This window comes from Candidatus Cyanaurora vandensis, from assembly GCF_013285555.1.
GTDB lineage: Bacteria > Cyanobacteriota > Cyanobacteriia > Gloeobacterales > Anthocerotibacteraceae > Cyanaurora > Cyanaurora vandensis.
On sequence record NZ_JAAXLT010000047.1, the window covers coordinates 1 to 7,715 of the forward strand.

At 57.0% G+C, this 7,715-nt stretch carries 8 protein-coding genes and 1 tRNA gene; 5 read left to right on the plus strand and 4 right to left on the minus strand.

Annotated elements, in window-relative coordinates; translation table 11 throughout:
* The 5 genes from HFM78_RS02855 to HFM78_RS02875 all read left to right on the plus strand — a co-directional run.
* A partial coding sequence (locus tag HFM78_RS02855; RefSeq protein WP_287127908.1) for an ABC transporter permease occupies positions 1 to 1,248 on the plus strand: 1,248 nt, incomplete at its 5' end.
* A gap of 9 nt (positions 1,249 to 1,257) precedes the next feature.
* Positions 1,258 to 1,683, plus strand: coding sequence for a MerR family transcriptional regulator (locus tag HFM78_RS02860; RefSeq protein ID WP_287127909.1), 426 nt, complete (start codon positions 1,258 to 1,260; stop codon positions 1,681 to 1,683).
* 85 nt (positions 1,684 to 1,768) lie between these two features.
* Entirely contained in the window at positions 1,769 to 1,978 is a 210-nt protein-coding gene (locus HFM78_RS02865; protein ID WP_287127910.1) for a hypothetical protein, read from the plus strand.
* A 247-nt stretch (positions 1,979 to 2,225) separates the two neighbouring features.
* Positions 2,226 to 2,297: transfer RNA gene (locus HFM78_RS02870), tRNA-Lys, on the plus strand.
* Positions 2,298 to 2,419: 122 nt separating this feature from the next.
* Positions 2,420 to 2,740, plus strand: coding sequence for an SDR family oxidoreductase (locus HFM78_RS02875; protein WP_287127911.1), 321 nt, complete (start codon positions 2,420 to 2,422; stop codon positions 2,738 to 2,740).
* A gap of 93 nt (positions 2,741 to 2,833) precedes the next feature.
* Here the strand turns inward: HFM78_RS02875 and HFM78_RS02880 are convergent, their stop codons facing one another.
* The 4 genes from HFM78_RS02880 to HFM78_RS02895 all read right to left on the minus strand — a co-directional run.
* Positions 2,834 to 2,962: a hypothetical protein gene (locus HFM78_RS02880; protein ID WP_287127912.1), complete on the minus strand. Its 129-nt coding sequence runs from the start codon at positions 2,960 to 2,962 to the stop codon at positions 2,834 to 2,836.
* Between the two features lie 47 nt (positions 2,963 to 3,009).
* Positions 3,010 to 6,447, minus strand: coding sequence for a transcription-repair coupling factor (gene mfd, locus HFM78_RS02885; RefSeq protein WP_287127913.1), 3,438 nt, complete (start codon positions 6,445 to 6,447; stop codon positions 3,010 to 3,012).
* A gap of 147 nt (positions 6,448 to 6,594) precedes the next feature.
* Positions 6,595 to 7,074 (minus strand): GNAT family N-acetyltransferase, encoded by a 480-nt coding sequence (locus tag HFM78_RS02890; protein ID WP_287127914.1) that lies wholly within the window; start codon positions 7,072 to 7,074, stop codon positions 6,595 to 6,597.
* Between the two features lie 45 nt (positions 7,075 to 7,119).
* Positions 7,120 to 7,715: hypothetical protein (locus tag HFM78_RS02895; RefSeq protein WP_287127915.1), on the minus strand; the 596-nt coding region annotated here is incomplete at its 5' end.

The window sequence follows — 7,715 nt, forward strand, 5'->3', positions numbered from 1 at the left end:
CCCCTGACCCCGCCCCGCCGCCGCACCATGGACTTGGGCGAGACCCTGGGCCTCGCGTGGTCATCGCTGCTTGCCAACCGTTTACGGGCTTCCTTGACGATGCTCGGCGTGATCATGGGGACAGCCGCCGTGATTGCCCTGGTTGCGATTGGACGCGGTGCCCAGGCCCAGGCCGAACGTCAGTTCAAGTCTTTGGGCGCGAATTTAATCTTTGTCCGCAATGGGGTCGCCAATGTCGGCAGTTCAGCCTCCCAGGGGGTCGGCTCAGCGACAACGTTGACCTTAGAGGATGCCCAAGCCATCGCCCGTACTGCCCAAGCCGTCGAGGCCGTCGCCCCCACCCTCAACACCCGCGCTCAAGTGGTCTGGGCCGGGGCCAACACCAATACCAGCGTCGTGGGCACTACCCCAGAGTATGTACAAGTGCGCGACTTCTTGCCCTTGACTGGACGCTTCTTCAACCAACTCGAAGTGAACCAGGAGCAACGGGTCGCCCTCTTGGGTCAGACCACGGTGGACAGTTTAGGGTTGACGGCTGAGAGTGCCCTAGGGAAGACGATTCGGATTCGCAGTGAGGACTTTTTGGTGATTGGGACTTTGGAGTATAAAGGGGCGACCCAGTTCCAGGACCAGGACGACCAAGTGTTAATCCCGCTGACGACCATGGCCCGCCGGGTGGTCGGGAACAATTCGCTCAACGGGATCTCGCTCTCCTCCATCGCGGTCTCAGCCAAGAGTGCGGAACAAATGGAAGCCGCTCAGTTTCAGATCACCAACCTGTTGCGGTTGCGCCACGGCAGTACGGATTTCCAGTTGCGCTCCCAGGCGGACTTAGTGGATGCGGCAAGTACCAGCAGTGCAATTTTTACGACGTTGCTGGGTTGGTCGGCGGCGATTTCGCTGATGGTGGGCGGGATTGGGATTATGAACATCATGTTGGTCTCAGTGACGGAGCGTACCCGTGAGATTGGCGTCCGCAAAGCCATCGGCGCACGGTCACAAGATATCCTGTGGCAGTTTTTAATTGAAGCCATTGTCCTCTCAGTGACGGGCGGGTTACTGGGGATTGCGCTGGGCGTCGGGGCGACGTTTATCATCCGCAATGCCCTGGGTTGGGAGACGATTATCTCGCTGGATTCCATCGGCCTCGCCTTTGCCGTGGCCTTTGCGGTAGGAGCATTTTTTGGCGTCTACCCGGCCCGTCGCGCTGCCCAACTCGACCCGATTACCGCATTGCGAACCGACTGAGCAGTCAGCATGATGAAAATTGGAGCGTTAGCTGAGCGGGCGGGTGTAGCGGTCGGGACTATCCGTTATTATGAAACCCTCGGGTTACTCAAACCCACTTGCCGCAGCGAGAGCGGTTACCGCCACTATGACCAGGGTGCGCTAGAACGGCTGTACTTCATCAAGAAGGCGCAGGCCCTCCAGTTCTCCTTGACTGAGATCCGGCAGGTACTTGCGATTGAAGGTCCACCCTGTACAGCAGTCCAGGAACTACTCAATACCAAGATTGCTCACCTCGAAGTGCAGCTTCTACAAATGCAATCGCTCAAGAGCGAATTAGAGGTTTATCGCGACCGCTGGGCTAGTCGGCCCACTAGCATTGCTGACGGTAGAATTTGCTCACTGATTGATGAGGTAGAGATTATATCTCAGCGAACGCTTGACCAAGGTACTTGACTCTATAGCTGCCTGTAGACCTTAGAGTTAATGGAAACTAAGTCTAGTTGCTCGACTCGGGTGGCTAGCATCACGGAGATGGTCAATGAGCAAATTCGTCTTTTTACTGTTGGTCGTGTCAGCGGCAGCATTCCAAACCGTGCAGGCCCAAGAATTGGCCCAAACTATGGAGATGCCGCAGGGCGGGAGCGAGGCAAAACCCGATGCGATGAAGGCTAGCGGGATGTCTTGTTGCTGTGCTAAAAAAGCTGACACCGCTAAGAAAGCAGAACCGGCAGCCCAAGCAAAGCCCTAACAGACCTAGCGGATCGTACTCCTGGGCAAGACCAGGAGTACAACCGATTAGCGCGGTTCGTTGAGCTTGTTAATTGCGTCAATCCCTCTCCTGAGAAACGCTCATCCCCGTGGGACAAGGATTTCTACGTGTATTGAATAATACAAATCCCAGAATAGCTAGGCGTATTTTCATAATTCGTCGCTCACGCTGCATCGGGGGGAACTAATCCATCGTCAGTTGGGTTATCATAACAAAGGCTGAACACGGGTTGGTAGCTCAGTGGTAGAGCATTCGGCTTTTAACCGACTGGTCGTGGGTTCGAACCCCACCCAACCCAAAATTTTCTCTACTTTGCATAGCTGCATGGGCGTCTGTCTCAAGACTTAGCGAGCGTGTACCCTTGGCTCCTAAATTGGTGAGAGCAGGAACCGCCGTAAACATCGGCTGAGGATGAAGACCATGACATCGTTAACTGGAAAAGTCGCTATCATCACGGCTTCGTCGCGGGGAATTGGACGGGCAGTTGCTAAACGGCTTGCTTTCGCCTTAGCTAAGGAGCTTGGGCCGCGTCAGGTCACCGTCAATGTCGTCTCTCCAGGCGTGACCGATACAGACGGGTTGATTATGCCGCCGGAAGCCGTGGCGCAATTAATTGGACAAACGCCCTTGGGACGGTTGGGACAACCCGAAGATGTGGCAGCGGTAGTGGCCTTTTTGGTGAGTGAGGATGCTCATTGGGTGACCGGACAGAACATCCAAGCCAATGGGGGCATTCTTTAACCTTTACCAAATTAAGAGGTATTCTTACGCCACTCGCGTATCGTTTTTCAGGCCGATGCGCCTACTAAAATTTCACTTCTGGACGACTTTGTCCTAGAAGATTTCTGAACATCGGTAAAGATAAATAAGCGCGACCAGTCGTAAATCCTGCACGAACTCGTCTGGAGAGTGTTTGGCGGTGGAGAAGATTTCTGCGGGGATTTCCAGGGTTATGTTAGCCATGTATCCTCCTTTAATTAAAAGCTTAGGCTTTTTTGATGGACTTTACTTCAACCCGCCACTCGGACTCCTTGTAATTGACCGAGCCAAGTGGTCAGGGACTCTAGTTGAACCTCGGTTTTCACTGCACCTAGGCCCTTGACGGTGACTTTACCCGGTTGGTGGACGAAGCGGGCGCGGATGGCACTAGAGAGATTGCCGCTCAGTTTTTCCCAAGCGGGGGCTGCCATCTGGGTCTCAAGCACGATGTTGGCTCCCTCGGGACGGATGCGGGAGAAGCCATTGCCCCGCGCCAGGAGCTTGAGGGTCATTACCCGGAAAAGTTGTTGAACCGGGACCGGGAGCGGGCCGAGACGGTCAATCCAGTCGGTTTCGAGTTGGTGTAACTCCTTGAGGTCATCGAGGGCGGCGAGTTGGCGGTAGGCGGACATCTTCTGTTCCGTATCCGCGATGTAGGTGGCGGGGATGAAGGCAGTCAGGCTCAGGTCAATCTGAGTATCGTCCACCTGGGGCACCTCTTGACCCCGGATCTCGCGGATCGCTTCCTCTAGCATCTCCATATAGAGATCAAACCCGACGGAATTGACCTGACCGGACTGTTCACTGCCCAAGAGGTTGCCGGAACCCCGGATCTCCAGGTCGCGCATCGCCAGTTGGTAGCCCGAGCCGAGTTGGGTGAATTCCTGGATGGCGCGGAGACGTTTACGGGCAGTATCGGACAAGGTTTCCTCTTGACGATAAAAAAGCCACGCGTAGGCTTGGACCCCAGAGCGACCGACCCGGCCCCGCAATTGGTACAACTGGGCTAGACCAAAGAGGTTGGCATTCTCAACCAGGATCGTATTGACACGGGGAATATCCAGCCCTGACTCGATAATCGTGGTACAGACCATCACATCCTGACTGCCCTCCGCAAAAGCCAGCATCGCCGCTTCGAGTTCACCATCGTCCATCTGACCGTGGGCCAGGGCAATGCGGGCCGAGGGGACGAGTTCACGGAGGCGACCAGCGGCTTCTTCGATGCCTTCGACACGGTTGTAGACATAGAAGACCTGACCACCGCGTTCGAGTTCTTGCATAATCGCGGTGCGGGTTACCTCGGGACTGTAGACACTCAGGTTCGTTTTAATCGGACGGCGCGAGGGCGGCGGGGTGGCGATAATGCTCATTTCGCGGACCCCGGAGAGGGCCATATAGAGCGTGCGTGGGATGGGGGTGGCAGTCAGGGTCAGAACATCTACCTTGGCCTTAAAAAGTTTAATCTTCTCCTTTTGGGCGACCCCGAACCGCTGCTCCTCATCAATCACTAACAAACCTAAATCTTTGAACTTGACCTCTTGGCTCAAGAGTTGGTGGGTGCCAATCACGAGGTCTAGCTCCCCGCACTTGAGTTGTCGCAACAGTTCCTTGCGCTCCTGGGGAGAACGAAAGCGGTTGAGTAAGCCCAAACGGATTGGGTAGGGTGCGAAACGGTCCCGGAAGGTGTGGTAGTGCTGTTGGGTAAGGATGGTGGTTGGGGCCAAGACCGCGCATTGTTTGCCACTGACCAGGGCTTTGAAGACGGCCCGTAATGCCACTTCGGTTTTACCGAAACCCACGTCGCCACAGACGAGACGGTCCATGGGGCGGGGGGATTCTAGGTCACGTTTGACCTCTTGGATCGCCTTGGCTTGGTCGGGGGTTAGCTCGTAGGGGAAGGATTCTTCGAGTTCCTGTTGCCAGGGTTGGTCGGGAGGGAAGGCATAGCCCGTCTCTTGGGCGCGGCGGGCGTAGAGGGCGAGGAGGTCAAAGGCGATTTTTTTGACCGCTTTTTTGACTTTTTCGCGGACGCGCTCCCAGGTTTTACTAGAGAGTTTGGATAGGGCAGGGGCACCATTCTCCCCGGTGCGGTAACGGCTGAGGGAGGCAATCTGGTCCGCTGCCACCCGCAACAGCCCGTCTTCATACTGGAGGGTCAGGTATTCGCGGCTTTGACCACTGATATCAAGGGTTTCGAGTTTGGTGAATTTCCCAATCCCGTGCTGGCGGTGGACGACGAAATCCCCTGGTTTAAGTTTATGTAAATCCAGTTGTTTGGAGGCAGCGCGGCGGCGTTTGCGGATATAGCTCGCGGTGGCGAGGACGTGCTGACCGTAGAGTTCACGGTCGGTCACGAGGGCAATTCTGAGGGTGGCGAGGATCTGGCCCTCGAAATCCGCCAAGCCTGAATACTTGAGGGCAATCGGGGTGCGGTCCTCCACCAAGCGGGTCAGGGCCGGGTAATCCTGGGGGTTGGGGACAAACTGGGCGGGGCAGTCGTGTTCCTGGAAGAGCGAGACGGTGCGCGAGGGCTGGGCTGACAAAATCCACACACTAAACCCGTCTTGACGCAGTTCGCGGAGGGTCTTCGCCATGCTTGCGAACTGATGGGGAATGAAATTGAGGCCCCGGCCTCCCAATTGACCCGCCCCTGGACTCACTTCCGTCAGTTGCACTTGGCTAAAACTTGTAATTGTCTGCACACACTCGCCGAAAGCACGGTGTAAGCGGGGGAGGGGCTGGAGGGGTTGCCAGCGTTCCTCGGCACTCTGCACCCAGCGGTCACAGTGGAGGGCACAGATAGCGGGTTCATCCAGGACAACAAGGGTATGGGCAGGGAGGTAATCGACTAGTGAAGCAGGCTGGTCGAAGGCCAACCCCAACCAGTTGCGCCAACCCTCGGGGACCTGACCCGCTTGGACATGGCTTAGGTAGCTGGCCTGGAGACTGGGCGGGATTTCCGCCTCGGTCAGGGCTTGCAAGCGGGGTAGCAACATCGCCCCAAAGCTCACCGCCGTCAAATCCAAGCCTGGAATCGCATCTAAGGAACGTTGCGTGGCGGGGTCAAACTCACGGATGCGCTCCAATTGTTCCCCGAACCACTCCAGGCGCACGGGCATCTCCGCTGCGACCGGGAAGAGGTCCAAAATATCGCCCCGGCGGGCGAACTGGCCCTCGCGCTCGACTTGGCTGGCCCGTTGGTAGCCAAGCTCGGTTAACCGTTCGGTCAAGGGCAGGATGGCCTGTTCATCACCCGGTTCTAGGTGTTGCTCGTACTGTTTAAAAACTTCTACGGGCGGGAGGTGGGGTTGGAGGGCGCGGTCGGTGGTGACGATGGCCCACTGGCTCGGCGGGTGACAGAGTAGGGCCAACACCTGTAGTTGGCCCCAGGTCAGTTCTTCTTCGGGGTCAAAGGGTTCGTAGGGAGAGGCTTCACTGGTGGGATAGAGGTTGACGACGGGCCAGCCCATGGTTTCGAGGTGCAGGCTCCATTGGGTAGCGTCTTCTAGGGTGGGGACGATGAGGAGCAGGGGTTGTCCGGTATGGCGGGCGAGGGCGGTGGCGGCGAGGGCACGGCCTAGGCGGTTGGCACCACGGAGGGTAACTTTACGCTGTTTTTGTAGTTGTCCGGCGAGTTCGTAGATAAAATTTGAGTTTTGTAAATGCCGGACCAGTCCCCGTAATGCCATCGAGTTCCTTTTGCGCTTTTTCTATTGTGCAATGCTAGCGGTTGAGTTGTGTCCTCTGGGGAGTGGTGGTGAAGAGCTTGTGCGGTGGGTTATTCTCACGTATCTGCAACACCCCCAACAAAACCGTAGAGGCACATCGCGCGTGCCTTAATCCGGGTACCAGAACATACCTTTGATGCCCTCGGGGTCGGACATAAAACCGAGGCGGCGGTAGAAATCTACGACGTGGGGGTCGGCGAAAAGGGTGATGTTGCTGATGTCGGCACTGCGTAACTCGGCAATGATGCGGTCCATTAAGGATTTGCCCATGCCCCGGCCCTGACAGTCGGGGTGGACAACCACATCCCAGATTGTGGCGTTGAAGGCATGGTCAGAGGTGGCGCGGGCGAAACCAATCAGGCGGCGGCGGTCCTGGTATTCTTCGTACATGGCGATGACACAAAAACTGCATTCAATCGCCTTTTTCACCTTGCGGAGCGGACGGCGGGACCAACCCACAGCGTCACAGAGCTCTTCTAATTCGTAAATATCAATGGCCCGGTCAGTACTGAAGGTGATCCGGTCAGTGTCCCGTGGGGAATCCTCTGTGGCTTCGGTGCCTGGGAAAAGCCGTTTCCAAAAACTCATGGAAGTCCTAGCGGCGGTGATCCAAGTGTAGCTGCGGTTGTGGGCTTAAGGGGACGCCAAGCTAGACCCCGTGGGAGTTTGGACGGACTTGGGAATACCCACTTGATAGAGTTGCTGGCCTTGGTTGAATTCGAGGTCCGTGGTGCTAACCGTGCGGAGCATCCACCAACCCGCTAACGTCACCGGGGGTTCAATAACTGGAGTCGCCTGGGCACTGACGACGAGAATGACCGCCTCAGGAGCTTGGGGACTATCAAATTGTCCATTCTCTAAAGAGAGTACCTGCTGGGCGCGGTCACGGGCGACCAGGACCAACCGATTCAAGAGGCCCTTGAGCCGCTCTTGGGCGACGTTGAAATTATAGAGGGTCTCCATGGTCTGCACTTGGGTTGCGGTGTAGCGGGTTAGTGCGGCAAACCGGCCCGCCCGTTGCGCCAAGCCATTGAGTTGTTGCCAGTTCTCGGGGGTGTCGGGGACGACGTAGATGACCCCGGTGGTGGCGGGAATTGGGCCGAGGTTGCCCTGTAGGTTGACTTTACCCGCGAGGGGTTGGGCGGAGACGGGGAAGGCGAGGAGGAGGGCACACCAGTAGCGCATCATGGGCGGCGTTGGGTGCGACGGCGTTGGGCGCGGTTGGGGGC

Bases quoted from the DNA above. Each gene is read 5' to 3' on its own strand.
- HFM78_RS02865 (WP_287127910.1), top strand. From the start codon at position 1,769: ATGAGCAAATTCGTCTTTTTACTGTTGGTCGTGTCAGCGGCAGCATTC.
- mfd (WP_287127913.1), bottom strand. From the start codon at position 6,447: ATGGCATTACGGGGACTGGTCCGGCATTTACAAAACTCAAATTTTATC.
- HFM78_RS02880 (WP_287127912.1), bottom strand. From the start codon at position 2,962: ATGGCTAACATAACCCTGGAAATCCCCGCAGAAATCTTCTCCACCGCC.
- HFM78_RS02860 (WP_287127909.1), top strand. From the start codon at position 1,258: ATGATGAAAATTGGAGCGTTAGCTGAGCGGGCGGGTGTAGCGGTCGGG.
- HFM78_RS02875 (WP_287127911.1), top strand. From the start codon at position 2,420: ATGACATCGTTAACTGGAAAAGTCGCTATCATCACGGCTTCGTCGCGG.
- HFM78_RS02890 (WP_287127914.1), bottom strand. From the start codon at position 7,074: ATGAGTTTTTGGAAACGGCTTTTCCCAGGCACCGAAGCCACAGAGGAT.